The sequence below is a fragment of the Bacillus sp. RHFS10 genome, from assembly GCF_016757475.1.
Taxonomy (GTDB): Bacteria; Bacillota; Bacilli; order Bacillales; family Bacillaceae; genus Bacillus; species Bacillus subtilis_G.
Window position 1 is genome coordinate 847,024 of record NZ_JAESPO010000002.1, and the last position, 13,079, is coordinate 860,102.

General features: G+C 43.7%; 14 protein-coding genes. 8 read left to right on the forward strand and 6 right to left on the reverse strand.

All coding sequences use genetic code 11. The features are described from left to right. Position 1 precedes the first annotated feature (1 nt). From liaH to liaR, 5 genes are all read left to right on the forward strand, one after another. Positions 2-682, forward strand: coding sequence for a stress responsive protein LiaH (gene liaH / locus JMN17_RS10885; protein WP_087991106.1), 681 nt, complete (start codon positions 2-4; stop codon positions 680-682). 100 nt (positions 683-782) lie between these two features. Beyond that, positions 783-1,655 (forward strand): LiaG family protein, encoded by an 873-nt coding sequence (liaG, locus tag JMN17_RS10890; protein ID WP_202328052.1) that lies wholly within the window; start codon positions 783-785, stop codon positions 1,653-1,655. Between the two features lie 33 nt (positions 1,656-1,688). Continuing rightward, entirely contained in the window at positions 1,689-2,414 is a 726-nt protein-coding gene (gene liaF / locus JMN17_RS10895) for a LiaRS two-component regulatory system accessory protein LiaF (RefSeq protein WP_202328053.1), read from the forward strand. After that, positions 2,411-3,493, forward strand: a complete 1,083-nt coding sequence (liaS, locus tag JMN17_RS10900) for a two-component system sensor histidine kinase LiaS (protein ID WP_202328054.1) — start codon at positions 2,411-2,413, stop codon at positions 3,491-3,493. Before liaF ends, liaS begins: the two co-directional genes overlap by 4 nt. After that, positions 3,471-4,106: a two-component system response regulator LiaR gene (gene liaR / locus JMN17_RS10905; RefSeq protein WP_202328055.1), complete on the forward strand. Its 636-nt coding sequence runs from the start codon at positions 3,471-3,473 to the stop codon at positions 4,104-4,106. Before liaS ends, liaR begins: the two co-directional genes overlap by 23 nt. An 8-nt stretch (positions 4,107-4,114) precedes the next feature. Here liaR and JMN17_RS10910 read toward each other — a convergent pair whose 3' ends face one another. Genes JMN17_RS10910 through JMN17_RS10920 form a run of 3 tightly spaced genes read right to left on the reverse strand, consistent with a single transcriptional unit; the run spans position 4,115 to position 7,741 of the window. Further along, the gene (locus JMN17_RS10910; protein WP_202328056.1) at positions 4,115-5,230 is read right to left on the reverse strand and encodes a Ger(x)C family spore germination protein; all 1,116 of its coding nucleotides are present in this window, start codon (positions 5,228-5,230) and stop codon (positions 4,115-4,117) included. Next, positions 5,227-6,324, reverse strand: a complete 1,098-nt coding sequence (locus tag JMN17_RS10915) for a spore germination protein (RefSeq protein ID WP_202328057.1) — start codon at positions 6,322-6,324, stop codon at positions 5,227-5,229. The genes JMN17_RS10910 and JMN17_RS10915 overlap by 4 nt, the downstream gene beginning before the upstream one ends. After that, positions 6,293-7,741, reverse strand: coding sequence for a spore germination protein (locus JMN17_RS10920; protein ID WP_087991099.1), 1,449 nt, complete (start codon positions 7,739-7,741; stop codon positions 6,293-6,295). Before JMN17_RS10920 ends, JMN17_RS10915 begins: the two co-directional genes overlap by 32 nt. A gap of 117 nt (positions 7,742-7,858) precedes the next feature. Here JMN17_RS10920 and JMN17_RS10925 point away from each other — a divergent pair, with 117 nt between their 5' ends. Both JMN17_RS10925 and fumC read left to right on the forward strand, forming a co-directional pair. Next, the gene (locus JMN17_RS10925) at positions 7,859-8,044 is read left to right on the forward strand and encodes a YvzF family protein (protein ID WP_087991098.1); all 186 of its coding nucleotides are present in this window, start codon (positions 7,859-7,861) and stop codon (positions 8,042-8,044) included. A 66-nt stretch (positions 8,045-8,110) separates the two neighbouring features. Next, the gene (gene fumC, locus JMN17_RS10930; RefSeq protein WP_202328058.1) at positions 8,111-9,499 is read left to right on the forward strand and encodes a class II fumarate hydratase; all 1,389 of its coding nucleotides are present in this window, start codon (positions 8,111-8,113) and stop codon (positions 9,497-9,499) included. 40 nt (positions 9,500-9,539) lie between these two features. Here the strand turns inward: fumC and JMN17_RS10935 are convergent, their stop codons facing one another. After that, positions 9,540-10,415 carry a TetR/AcrR family transcriptional regulator gene (locus JMN17_RS10935; RefSeq protein ID WP_087991096.1) on the reverse strand — a complete coding sequence of 292 codons (876 nt, stop codon included), beginning with the start codon at positions 10,413-10,415 and terminating at the stop codon, positions 9,540-9,542. 168 nt (positions 10,416-10,583) lie between these two features. Between JMN17_RS10935 and spxO the strand changes: the two genes are divergently transcribed. After that, complete coding sequence (gene spxO, locus JMN17_RS10940) at positions 10,584-10,748, forward strand: anti-adapter protein SpxO (protein WP_087991095.1); 165 nt, start codon at positions 10,584-10,586, stop codon at positions 10,746-10,748. 29 nt (positions 10,749-10,777) lie between these two features. Here the strand turns inward: spxO and cssS are convergent, their stop codons facing one another. After that, the gene (gene cssS / locus JMN17_RS10945) at positions 10,778-12,133 is read right to left on the reverse strand and encodes a secretion stress-responsive two-component system sensor histidine kinase CssS (RefSeq protein WP_202328059.1); all 1,356 of its coding nucleotides are present in this window, start codon (positions 12,131-12,133) and stop codon (positions 10,778-10,780) included. After that, complete coding sequence (cssR, locus tag JMN17_RS10950; RefSeq protein ID WP_087991093.1) at positions 12,130-12,807, reverse strand: secretion stress-responsive two-component system response regulator CssR; 678 nt, start codon at positions 12,805-12,807, stop codon at positions 12,130-12,132. Before cssR ends, cssS begins: the two co-directional genes overlap by 4 nt. Positions 12,808-13,079: the final 272 nt, after the last annotated feature.

Consider the following 13,079-nt stretch of genomic DNA (forward strand, 5'->3'; position numbering starts at 1 on the left):
TATGGTATTAAAAAGAATCAGAGACATGTTTGTTGCGTCAGTTCATGAAGGTCTTGATAAAATGGAGAACCCAAAGGTGATGCTCAATCAATATGTCCGTGATATGGAAAGTGACATCGCAAAAGCAAAACAAACAATTGTAAAACAGCACACGATTGCCTATCAATTTAAGAAAAAATATGAAGAAGCAGCTGAGGTGGCTGGAAAACGCAAAAATCAGGCACAGCTCGCATTTGACGCAGGTGAAGAAGAACTTGCGAAAAAGGCACTGACTGAAATGAAATATTTAGAAGGGAAGGCGGCTGAGCATAAAGTGTCCTATGAACAAGCCAACAGTCAGCTGACGGATCTGAAAGAACAGCTGGCTGCACTTGAAACAAAGCTTCAGGACGTAAAGGATAAAAAACAAGCGCTGATTGCCCGAGCCAATGCCGCGAAAGCAAAAGAGCATATGAATACGACATTTGACAAGATTGACAGCGAAAGCGCGTATCGTGAATTTTTACGCATTGAAAATCGTATTGAGGAAATGGAAATCCGCGCGAATTATTCAAAGTCAGCAGAAGCCGGCACAGAACTCACACGAAAAGAATTCGCAGATGATGTGGAAGCGGAGATTGAAAACATGCGGGCGCTCTCGCTGCAAAAACAAGATCAGACATCACAAGCAGCAAATGAATAAGCGTGACGGGGAAGGATTTGCGGACAAGTCCTTCCCTTCCGCATGTATCAATTCACAGGCTTTTCTTTTATAATAGAATGAATGAGAAGGATGAAATCGAATGAAAAAAATGCTGGGCAAACTGTTGATCATGGCTGGTATTCTTATATTTTTCGGCGTCGTGGTAAAAGACGTGTTTGCAGCGGGCTTGGGGTTCGTAAGCGGCACTGAAGCCGATTCAGCCAGCGCATTGCCGGGGGATATCGACAGCGTGGTCATTCAGTCGGATCACAAGAATGTCCGGATCATAGCGGAAGAACGAAATGACATATCGGCAGGTATCTCAGGAAAATCGGGAAAGTTATTTGTCACTGAAAGCAAAAGGAAACTGGAGCTGACCGCAAAGGAAAAAGAATTTCAATTTTTGAATGGGTTTAACCGTTCTTTCCTTGTCGTCCGGATTCCATATGATTATAAAGGTGATCTGACGGTGCGGACCTCAAGCGGGGACATATCTGTGGACGGGAATCAGCGTCTTGCGCTTACTGAGCTGAACGCAGCATCTGCGAGCGGAGATATGAGAGTGACGGACGTCCGCCTTCAAGACATGAAAGTAAATGGATCGTCCGGCGATGTCACCATTTCCAATACGGTCTCCAAAACAGCCGGCATTGATTTAGCTTCAGGAGACGCGAATCTGGCTGATGTATCAGGCTCTCTTGATGTGAAGCTGACTTCAGGAAACTTAGATGCCGCACTGAAAAAGGTATCAGGTCCTGTATCTGTCACGCTGACAAGCGGTGATGCTGATCTGAGCCTTCCCGAAAACGGCAGCTTTACAGTCAAGGCTAAATCAGCGAGCGGGAGCGTCAGTTCGCCGTATTCATTTGCTGATACAGCACATAAAGATCATCATCACATTACAGGCTCGCAAGGAAGCGGCCGGCATCCAATTGATATCAAAACGGACAGCGGGGATCTAGTGATACGGTAGCACCAGGCAGAAGAAAGGAGGCGGACACCAGGAATGACAAAAAAACAGCTTCTCGGATTGATCATTGCTTTATTCGGCATCAGTATGTTTTTACAAATTATCGGAATAGGCGATCTGCTGTTTTGGCCGCTCTTTTTTCTGATTGCCGGCTATTTTTTGAAAAAATATTCCCGTGATTGGCTCGGCTCCGTCATGTACATCTTTGCCGCGTTTTTATTTTTGAAAAACCTCTTTAGCATCACCTTTAATTTATTCGGTTATGCGTTTGCCGCATTTCTGATTTACGCCGGGTACAGGCTTGTCAAAGGAAAGCCGATATTCGAACCGAATGAGAAACGGGTCGATCTCAATAAAAAAGAACGGCATAAGCCGGCAAAAGATGATAAACATCCCGACATGCGCAGCTTTTTTATCGGAGAGCTGCAAATGATGAAGCAGCCGTTTGACCTGAATGATCTCAATATCTCTGGTTTTATCGGTGATATTAAAATCGACTTGTCTAAAGCGATGATTCCCGAGGGAGAAAGTACAATTGTCATTAGCGGAGTCATTGGAAACGTTGATATTTATGTGCCATCAGACCTTGAAGTGGCTGTCAGCTCGGTCGTTTTTATCGGTGATATCAATCTGATCGGCTCGAAGAAAAGCGGATTAAGCACGAAGGTATATGCCGCGTCATCCGATTTCAGCGAGTCAAAGCGCCGGATCAAAGTGTCCGTTTCCTTATTTATCGGTGATGTGGATGTGAAGTACGTATGAGAAAAAAACTGCTTGCCAGTCTCCAGTGGCGTGCCATCCGTATGACTACGGGTATCAGTCTGTTCCTTTTTGCCTGCATGATCTCCTTTATGATGGTTTATTATCGGCTCGATCCGCTTGTTTTACTGTCGTCAAGCTGGTTTGGAATTCCGTTTATCCTGATATTGCTGCTGATCAGTGTGACGGTTGGCTTTGCCTCAGGGTATATGTACGGCAACCGGATGAAGACAAGGGTTGATACCTTGGTCGAATCGATTTTAACCTTTGAAAACGGCAATTTCGCTTATCGAATACCGCCGCTGGGAGATGATGAAATCGGCCTGGCCGCCGATCAGCTGAATGAAATGGCGAAGCGCGTGGAGCTTCAAGTCGCTTCCTTGCAGAAACTTTCCAATGAACGTGCGGAATGGCAGGCGCAAATGAAGAAGTCAGTCATCTCAGAAGAACGACAGCGATTGGCAAGAGATCTTCATGACGCAGTCAGCCAGCAGCTTTTTGCCATATCGATGATGACATCGGCTGTGTTGGAACACGTCAAAGATGCTGACGGTAAAACAGTCAAGCGGATCAAAATGGTCGAGCATATGGCGGGGGAAGCCCAAAATGAAATGAGGGCCCTGCTGCTCCATTTAAGGCCTGTTACCTTAGAAGGGAAAGGGCTGAAGGAGGGGCTTACGGAGCTTTTGGACGAGTTCCGGAAGAAACAGACGCTTGATATTGAGTGGGATATTCAGGACACCCCGATATCCAAGGGTGTTGAAGACCATTTGTTCAGAATCGTGCAGGAGGCTCTTTCAAATGTATTTAGGCATTCAAAAGCCTCAAAAGTTTCCGTGATTCTCGGCTTAAAGAACAATCAGCTCCGGCTCAAGGTCATTGATAATGGACAAGGCTTTAAAATGAATCAGGTGAAAGCATCCTCATACGGCTTAAACTCTATGAAAGAACGTGCAAGTGAAATCGGCGGGGTCGCCGAAGTGATCTCAGTCGAAGGAAAAGGCACACAAATCGAAGTGAAGGTTCCGATTTTCCCGGAAGAAAAAGGAGAGAACGAACGTGATTCGAGTATTATTGATTGATGATCATGAAATGGTCAGAATGGGGCTCGCGGCTTTTTTGGAGGCGCAGCCCGATATTGAAGTCATCGGCGAAGCGGCTGATGGCAGCGAAGGCGTGCGGCTTGCTGCTGAACTGTCGCCAGATGTCATTTTAATGGATCTTGTCATGGAGGGCATGGATGGCATTGAAGCCACAAAGCGAATTTGCCGGGAGCTCCCAGATCCGAAAATTATTGTGCTCACGAGCTTCATTGATGATGACAAAGTGTACCCGGTCATTGAAGCGGGCGCGCTCAGCTATCTATTGAAAACCTCAAAAGCGGCGGAAATCGCCGATGCCATCCGCGCCGCAAACAAGGGAGAGCCGATGCTGGAATCAAAAGTGGCGGGGAAAGTATTATCCCGGCTGCGCCACTCAGGTGAACACGCGCTCCCGCATGAATCACTGACAAAACGGGAGCTTGAAATTCTCTGCCTGGTCGCAGAAGGAAAAACAAACAAAGAAATTGGCGAGGAACTGTTTATCACCATTAAAACAGTCAAAACCCATATCACCAATATGTTATCAAAGCTCGATGTCAGCGACAGGACGCAAGCGGCCGTTTACGCGCATCGTCATCACCTCGTAAAATAGGTCATTTGTTATTTGCTCGCTCCTTTTGTCCCGAAGTCTCTGATCACCACATTGACCTTGTACTCGATTTCAGCCTTTGCAAAATAGTCATCCCATTTGGTTGAAATCTTTTTCCACTTGTGCGGATAATGGATTCTGACTTCGTTTCCTAAGTCGGTAGGATCGGCTTTTATATCCTTTTGGAGTGTGTTTACAAATCCCGTGATTGTTTTGTGTAACCTTTTAGCGAGGATGTTTTCAATTTCTTTAATATATGAATCCTTAAATGAATCTTCTTTCGGGTTCCAATCTTCAGACAGCCGGCCTTCGATGTTGCGGGTGACAGTGAATTTGAACGTTCCATCTTTGTACGCTGTCTTGATCTTTCGATTGCTTGAATAGACCTCGTAAGAAAAAAAGTAGCCGTCATGCTTCAAGTCGATGACACCGCCTTTGACTGTACCGGTAAATAAGTTCATGTTTTGCACCTGGCCCGGTGTTAGGTCCGCATGCCATAATCGATCTTTGATGATGGATGCCCCGGTAATCGCAAGTTTGCCGTTTTCTTTGCCGACATGAGGAATAGCAAAAGTATCGTCAGAGGTCAAGTGTGCTGAGACCTCTCCTAATGTAACGGGATCCATCATTCTGATCGTCACACTGTTATTCTCTGTCAGCTCATAAATGACATTGGATGCTGGATTTCCCTCATCAGTCATCTTCAGCAGATCTTTCGTTTTGCCGTCAGCGACAAACATATACGAGCTCCTTCTTGTACCATTATCTCTGACAAATTGATTAATGAGCGCGTCCATTCCTGTATGACCGTCAAGCAACTCTTTTGACAGCAGAATAACACGCAAATGCTGAGAAAAAGTAGGGTAGTTTTTCAATGCGGAAGTCCTCAGTATTTGATGAACGGTTTCCCCCTTTGTTGATACGAGTTTAGTCGGATCTGAGGATGAGCCTTCTTTCGTGCTGATTTTTTTAGGAACAAGAATTTGCTGTGTCAGCTCCAAATTCTTATCTTTCGGTTTGTCCAGACCTTCACCGACGATAAGGCTCAATTCCTCAATGTTCCTGCTGTCCCAGCAGCCGGTAAGCAGAAGGGTGCACACGAAAACAATTAGAACGCTTTTTATCATTTTTCTGTTAGCCTCCTTTTGAGCGCAACGATCAAAAACAGTATAAAGGGCAGTAAAAACAGAAAGACGAAAGTGTATCCGAGGTAATCGCTATACATCATGACCTGATTGGTGTCGCGCGGCCACAGGGAAAAATAATAGGTAACCGCACCGACAAGAATCAATCCTTTTTTGATAGATAAGCCAAACGTCTTTTTTAACCCGCTTGCAGCGAAATAACCGTAAATGACGAAGGTTGCGAAAAATTGAATGATCCAAACGATCAGTAAAAATGATTCAAACCGTTCAATGAATATGCCTTTTAGCTCAAAGGACTGAAAGAGAGAAATGGTGGGCCAGATTAACGTTTTAACCTCAGGCACAGTCAAAGCTCCGACAACAATGATGTACGTAATGATATATAAAGTAATCGGAATGAGAAATCCAATCGTCGCGTATCTGAATGTATATTTCCTTTTCTTCATATGCTCAGGAAGAAAAAGCATAATTTCCACCCCTAAAAAGGAGATGGAAACGATAGTAAGTGAATTGGCTATCGGAGCGAAGCCCTCGCCTAGTACAGGACGCAAATTATTGATATCAAAAATTTTAAAGCTGATACCGAATACAATCAGCAAAATAATGATCGTAACCATTAAATAAAACGGAAACAGCCGTGATACATCACTCAGGCCGCCGATCATTAAATAAACCCCGCAGCAGATAAACGTAATAATAATAATTTGAATCGGCGTTCTCTCTAACAAGAAAAATTTAACGATTTCGGCCATTGCCCGGGCTTCAAAGCTGGCCACACCAATAAAATAACAGCAAATCAAAAGGCCGATGATGCTGCCAATCCATTTCCCAAATCCTTCCCGTAAATACTCAAACAGAGAAGGGTAATGATGTTTTTTTTGAATGAGCGTATTTAAATAAATAAAAAAGATAAAAAAGGCACCTTCTAATATCAGCACGATCCAGCCGTCAGGAGTATTCGCCTTAGTGGTCAGCGCTCGCGGCAATGTTAAAAGACCGGCCCCGAGCATCGTATTCGCTATAATTGAAATTCCCTGGAAAGTATTAAGTTTCAGTGGAGTCTGTTTTTGGCTCATTTGGATTATTCGCCTCTTTTGGTTTGTTTTTAATTGGGAGACGGATAATGGAATCATCCGTATTTTTCAAACTGAAGAATCCGTTTGGAGAAAAATACGGAGATCCAAAGCTCGTTTGTCTCGTTAGGTGCGTATAAATCACAAGCATAAATAAAATAATCCCGTACAGCCCGAGCATAGCGGCGGAAAACATCGAAATAAAACGCAGCACCCGGAAAGAAAGCCCCATTCCGTATTGGGGAACGGTAAATGATGAAAGGGCAATGACGCTGACAACGATGACCATAATCGAACTGACGAGATTCGCCTCTACAGCCGCCTGTCCGATGACAACACCCCCGACAAGACCGATCGTTTGGCCAAGCGGATTCGGGAGGCGCAGCCCGGCTTCTCTCAGAAGCTCGATCGTCACTTCCATCAGCAGGGCTTCGAATATCGGCGGAAACGGCACGTTCTCCCTGTTTGCCGAAATCGTGACAGCAAGCGCTGTCGGCAGCAGCCCTTGGTGGAAGGACACGAGTGCGATATAAATCGATGACAAAAACAAGGTGATGAAGATAGAAGCGAAACGCAGCAATCGGATAAGAGATGCTGAGATCCAACGCTCATAGTAGTCATCCGGAGATTGCATCAGTACACCGAGAGAAACCGGGACCAGCAGCACAAATGGTGAACTGTCGACCAAAATGGCCACCCGGCCGTTATATAGGGCAGACGATACCTTGTCAGGTCTTTCCGTATTTTGAATCTGCGGAAACGGCGAATATTTATTATCTTCTATGATCTCCTCAAGCGTTCCGCTGTCCTGGATATCCTCCAGCTGGACATTTTTAAGCCGCGCTTTTACTTCTTTGATGACGGACTTTTTTGCTCTGCCTTCAATGTACATAATGGCCGCAGGCTTCATCTCGTTTTTGCCGATCATGATTTTTTTAGTGGTTAATTTCGGATGAGAGGTTCTTTGTCTGATCAAAGCGAGATTTGTATTGAGATCTTCCACAAACGCAACTTTTGGTCCGCGAACCACTTTTTCAGTTGTCGGCTCTGCCAGGCTTCTTGTTTTTTTCTTTCCTGTAGATAGAATATAGACATGATCCAATCCGTTAATAAATACAGCACAATTGCCGCTAAGAATAGACTTGACCGTTTTTTCCGCGGTTTTAACCGGTCTTGCGTCAAGTTGGTCAAGACGTTTTTTGACCTGATCAAGCGTGAGGGTCTCTTCATCTTTGATTAAGGTTTGCATCGATTCTGAAACCTGCTGCTGATCATTCAGTTCACTAAAATAGAGATAGTAAAAAACAAGCCCGTTGGAGAGCATTTTTTTGTTTTTTACGAGATCATCGTTTTCTTTTAATTTAGGAAGCACCAATGCTAAATTATCGTGTATATATTCCTTAAACTCTGTTTGTTCCAACGAGGTCACCTCTTGTCTAAAACCTTAGTAGAGGTTATCTTTTCCTGTTAAATAAATGATATACTGTGTTACAGTATTTCATGGAAGAAGTTTTTTTATGAAAGCGGAGGATACGAAGTGGCGCAGGTAAGACTCGCAGGAAAACAAGAAGAAATCGAACAGCTCATCAAATCTTTTGAAAAGAATTATGATGTCTCCTATACATCAAAGGAGTACGGCAGGACGAATCCAAAGTACAAATATTCAAAGGATTCCCGTGTATATCTTGAATTAAAATTAAAATCAGCCAAGATCGAAAAATAAAAAGGATTTTTTGTGTCACTGGCGAATTATCATCTATTGAAGCAACCGTTATGGAGGGATACATAAATGGAATACAGAATTGAACGAGACACCATGGGAGAAGTAAAAGTTCCTGCTGATAAATTCTGGGGCGCCCAAACACAGCGAAGCAAGGAGAACTTCAAGATCGGTTTTGAAAAAATGCCGATGCGTGTTGTGAAGGCGTTTGCAATATTAAAACGAAGCACAGCGCTCGCGAATAAACGCCTCGGCAATCTGGATGCGGAAAAAGCGGAAGCGATTGCAGCGGTTTGTGATGATGTGCTCAAAGGCAAATATGATGACAACTTCCCGCTTGTCGTATGGCAGACAGGAAGCGGCACACAAAGCAATATGAACATGAATGAAGTGGTAGCCAACCGTGCGACTGCTCTATTAAAAGAAAAGAATTCAGATCAAATGATTCATCCAAATGATGATGTGAACCGCAGCCAAAGCTCCAACGACACATTCCCGACAGCGATGCATGTGGCCGCTGTTTTGGCTGTTTACGAGCAGCTTGTGCCTGCGCTTGACCAGCTTCGCAATACATTGAATGAAAAAGCGACAGCATACAACGATATTGTCAAAATCGGGCGCACGCACCTTCAGGATGCTACGCCTCTGACGCTCGGACAGGAAATCAGCGGATGGGTTTACATGCTGGATCGTTCGAAGGAAATGATGTTGGAAGCGACAGAAAAAATGCGTGCGCTTGCAATCGGGGGAACGGCTGTTGGAACGGGAATCAACGCTCACCCAGAGTTTGGAGAGCTTGTCTCAGAAGAGATCACAAAACTGACCGGCCAAACGTTCACCAGCTCGCCGAATAAATTCCACGCGCTGACAAGCCATGACGAAATCACTTATGCACATGGCGCATTAAAAGCGCTTGCGGCTGACTTAATGAAAATCGCGAACGATGTCAGATGGCTTGCGAGCGGACCTCGCTGCGGCATCGGGGAGATTGTCATCCCTGAAAATGAACCGGGCAGCTCCATTATGCCTGGTAAAGTCAACCCGACACAAAGTGAAGCATTGACAATGATCGCAGCGCAAATCATGGGGAACGATGCGACAATCGGCTTTGCGGCGAGTCAGGGGAACTTTGAACTGAACGTGTTTAAGCCTGTGATTATTTACAACTTCCTGCAGTCTGTGCAGCTGCTGAGTGACGGCATGAATTCCTTCCATGATAAATGTGCTGTCGGTATTGAGCCTGACAAAGAAACCATTCAGGAAAACCTGTCAAATTCATTAATGCTCGTTACGGCGCTGAATCCGCATATCGGATATGAAAACGCGGCGAAAATCGCCAAGCTCGCCCATAAAGAGGGATTGACGCTGAAAGAAGCGGCTTTGAAGCTTGAATTGCTGACAGAGGAGCAATTTAACGAAATGGTTAAGCCGGAAGATATGGTAAAACCAAAGGCGTAATAGAAAGAAAAAAACGGCTGCTGTTTAAGCAGCCGTTCTTCTAAATATACTGCTGTTTTAATAGATATTTAAGCTGCTCCGCATCTTTGGCGAGGGTTTCAGACTCCGTCAGATTATGGATCATCCCTTTTATGATCACCAGCTTCGGTGTTTTTTTCTTCATTTCTGCTTCAAGTATGTCCAAGCTCTCCGATAATTCAAGAGAGGAGTTTGTGTTTAAGCTGTTAATTTTGTCACGAAGGCTTTTCACAATCGATTCAGTCAGCGGGTCAGGCCGTCCGTGCGTAAGAGGCCCAAATAAAGAGCTTGCCTCTTCCAATGTGACGAAAGGCTTATCGTTTCGTTCAGACATGCCTTGTACCATATCATCAATTCTATTCATCATGATATCAGCTAATTGGTCAGGCTTCACAGTGTGGCCGAGCAGGATCATGCATTCCAGATAAATCTGGCTGATGCCCTCTATTAAGAAACAAAGCTCTGCAGTATACGGTTCTGCCTTTTTTCCGTAAATGTTCAGCAGGCTGTCGATATGAAATTGAAGTGAGGACTGGCGGACTTTTTTTGCGCATTGCTCCACTTCTGCTGTGTAAGGCAGAGAACCCTCCTTCATCTGCATGCCTATAAAATCCTTGTGTTCAAGGATGTTTTCATAGAGCACGGTCAGCTGTTTGCGGTAAGCTGTTCTGGGGCTGTCACCCTTCGTTTGTATATTTAAAATTCGGGTAAACGTTTTATCGTAATAGTAATTCAGCATAGACAGAAGAAGCGCTTCTTTCGAAGGAAAATAAATATAAAAAGCGCCTTTAGATATTTTGCATGCTTTTGCGATTTCCTGAACTGATGTTGAGTTGTATCCTTTTTGGGCAAATAGTTTTAAGGCTGTTTCAATAATCAGCTTTTCTTTTTCCTTCAATGGTTCCACCCTTTCGGAGCCCGGAGGCTTGCATAGGATATGACCATATAGTCACATCTTCTGTTATAAAATTAACCTTATTGTAACTTGTTTTTTTATCATGTATTATTTATATTATAAATTGAGATGACCAAACGGTCAAAGCTCAAGCGAAAGGGTGAATCTAAAATGAGAGAATTGGACGAAATGATCAGCCGCTTGCGAAACAGAGGAATTAAAGTGGAAAAAGTCAAATATCCAAAGCAAACTTTGTCAGAGAAAAAATGGGTTCATCAATGTAAACAGCCGCTCAAAACAAAGTACAGAGATTTTAACGGCTATTCTTTCACATGAAAAAATAGACTGCAAAAAACATTTACAGTCTATTTAGGCACTGCTATTCGGTATGTTACACCCGTTTTGTCATTTTCAATTGAGATAGACGCCTGATGAAGAGTTAAAATTCGTTTTACGATGCTGAGACCAATGCCGAATTCGCCTTTCTTCCCCTTATTAAAAGGCTCATAGAGGCTGGAGAGCATCTCATCTTCAATATGCGGACCGTCATTTTTAATGGTGATCACGATATTCCGATCATCTTGTTTCATGCTGATTTCTATTTTTGCCGAAGCATAACGGATTTGATTTTCCAGAATATTCTCGAGAAGTTTATTCCATTGCTCCGGATCGCCCGGCATCAGAATGTCTTCCGCTACATTAATTTCCCACGATAATTCTTTTCGCGCCCACTTGAGTCTTTCAATGACTTCTTCTGTCACTTCCACGATACTGAACATATCGTATTGCACTTTTTGCTTCGCTAAATAATCCAGCTTCGTTAAATATAATAAATCCTTTATTTTTTTCTCCAGCTTAAGGGCTTCGCCTTCAATGACATCTACTGTATTTTCAAGGTCTCCTTTAGGAAAAATCCCATCTTTAATCGATTGCGTATAGCCTCTGATGACCATAACCGGCGTCTTTAAATCGTGAGAGATATTTTGCAATAGGGTTCTTTCTGTTTCGTCCTTTTGCACAAGCTTTTGGCGCATCTCTTCAATGGTATGGCCCAATTTGCCGATCTCATCTTTCCGATCCACTTTCACTGGGTCATCCCAATCCTGTTCGGAAATCCGTTTGACGTGCTTTTCAAATGACACGAGAGGCCTTGATAAATACTTCGCAAGCCAAATGGCCGGAATCCAGCTTAATAAAATGACAACAGCTATAATAAACAGAAGCTGTTTGAATAGGGTATAGGCCAAATCGTCCCGATAAGAATCAAGCGCGTAAGAGAGCATCATAGCTGATTGTCCATTGACGGAAAGCCCCTTTTTGATGACAAAAAATACTTTCTCTCCATTGACGTCTGCGCTGTACCGTTTCTTTTCGTCCTTCTGTTTATCGGCCAGCTTGTACACCTTATGGATAAACGAAGACGACAGAATGCTTAAATCCTTGTCTGAAGAAGATTTTTCATTTTCAGGCAAAAGCACGTGCTGCACGGAGCGGACGGTTGTCGGCGCCGTGGCTTCCTCGCTGTAATAGCGTCTTTCAATTGAACCAGGAAGACGGTACTCCGTCAGAACATGCTGCTCATTTTCAATCGTCGTATACGTTTCATTGGTGAAGAAATCGCGCAGCGTGTTTGAAAATAAAACAAGCAGCAAAATGGATATCGCTAACAGGATGCCGGATATGACAACCCATATTTGAAACGAGAGCGGCTTGTTTTTCATGATGTCATCATCCTGTAGCCGAACCCGTAAATCGTCTCCACCTTCAATTCAGGCATCTTTTTGCGCAGTCTCCGGACGAGGTCATCAACGACCCGGTCTGTTCCAAAGTAGTCATATCCCCATACTTTAACGAGAATATCCTCACGAGAGTATGGGTGTCCTTTATGATGGATAAATAACAGCAGCAGATCAAATTCCTTCGCCGTCAAATTGATGATATTTCCGTTTTCATCATAAACCTCGCGGGCGTCTTCTGAGACCCGATACGAGGAGACGGCGATTTCATGTTTTTGTATAGGCGGAGCGTCCTTATAAACGAGCTCCAGCAGCTTTTGTACACGTATAATCAGCTCCCGCGGCAGGAATGGCTTTGAAATATAGTCGTTGCTGCCAAGCTCTAAGCCAAGCACTCTGTCAATATCTGCATCTCGGGCGGAAATAAAAATAACAGGCACGTCAGGGTCTTTCGCTTTGATTTCTTTTATTAATGTATAGCCGTCGGTATCCGGCAGCATGATATCGAGAATCCACAGATGGGGAGACGGCGTCATTTTCTTTCTGGCGTCTTCACCTTTCGTAAAAGATGTAATGTTCCAGCCCTCATTCTCTAAATACTTCGTCAGCAGTTCATTGAGGTTATCCTCATCTTCAACTAGATAAATGGTGTATGACAAGGCTCTTCACATCCTTTCAACGTCATTATAAACTAGTTTTAACATACGGCAGGCGATTTTCATAATTTCACATATTCTTTTCATTTTTATCCCACAATGTTTGTTTATGATATGTATAAGGGAAGAAAGGAAGAAAAAGAGCGAGGAAGATGCAGGATGATCAAACATATTCTATTTTGGTGCTTTGCTTTTCTCCTCATCATTGGGACAATTGAACTTGTACATGCGATGAATATGTAACGATAAATGAAAAACCGTTAAAGGAGTGTAAG

Bases quoted from the DNA above. Each gene is read 5' to 3' on its own strand.
- liaF (WP_202328053.1), top strand. From the start codon at position 1,689: ATGACAAAAAAACAGCTTCTCGGATTGATCATTGCTTTATTCGGCATC.
- fumC (WP_202328058.1), top strand. From the start codon at position 8,111: ATGGAATACAGAATTGAACGAGACACCATGGGAGAAGTAAAAGTTCCT.
- liaG (WP_202328052.1), top strand. From the start codon at position 783: ATGAAAAAAATGCTGGGCAAACTGTTGATCATGGCTGGTATTCTTATA.
- JMN17_RS10915 (WP_202328057.1), bottom strand. From the start codon at position 6,324: ATGAGCCAAAAACAGACTCCACTGAAACTTAATACTTTCCAGGGAATT.
- JMN17_RS10910 (WP_202328056.1), bottom strand. From the start codon at position 5,230: ATGATAAAAAGCGTTCTAATTGTTTTCGTGTGCACCCTTCTGCTTACC.
- liaH (WP_087991106.1), top strand. From the start codon at position 2: ATGGTATTAAAAAGAATCAGAGACATGTTTGTTGCGTCAGTTCATGAA.
- cssS (WP_202328059.1), bottom strand. From the start codon at position 12,133: ATGAAAAACAAGCCGCTCTCGTTTCAAATATGGGTTGTCATATCCGGC.
- spxO (WP_087991095.1), top strand. From the start codon at position 10,584: ATGAGAGAATTGGACGAAATGATCAGCCGCTTGCGAAACAGAGGAATT.
- liaS (WP_202328054.1), top strand. From the start codon at position 2,411: ATGAGAAAAAAACTGCTTGCCAGTCTCCAGTGGCGTGCCATCCGTATG.